This is a genomic window from Neokomagataea anthophila, from assembly GCF_018122595.1.
GTDB lineage: Bacteria > Pseudomonadota > Alphaproteobacteria > Acetobacterales > Acetobacteraceae > Gluconobacter > Gluconobacter anthophilus.
The window spans coordinates 1-264 of sequence record NZ_JAGRQH010000057.1 but is presented as its reverse complement, the minus strand read 5'-3'; the positions used below and the strand labels follow the sequence as shown (position 1 = coordinate 264).

At 53.4% G+C, this 264-nt stretch carries 1 protein-coding gene; it reads left to right on the top strand.

The features are described from left to right. Positions 1 to 121: 121 nt before the first annotated feature. Positions 122 to 264 (top strand): DUF411 domain-containing protein (locus KB213_RS13245; RefSeq protein ID WP_408903745.1); only part of this gene is annotated, 143 nt, incomplete at its 3' end.

The window sequence follows — 264 nt, the reverse complement described above, 5'->3', positions numbered from 1 at the left end:
ACAAGCTGCAGAGCAGCTCAGCATCGATGTCCACCGTGACGCGAATTGCGGATGCTGTAAGGAGTGGGTCAAGCACTTGGAATCCAATGGATTCAAGGTGACTGACCATGTGGAAAGCGATATGAGCGCTATCAAGAAAGGGCTGGGTGTGCCGCAGGGACTAGCGTCCTGCCACACGGGAGTTATTGGCGGAAAATTCGTAGAAGGCCATGTTCCGGCGGATGAAATTAAGAAGTTGAATGACCGTCCCGGCCTTGCAGGGAT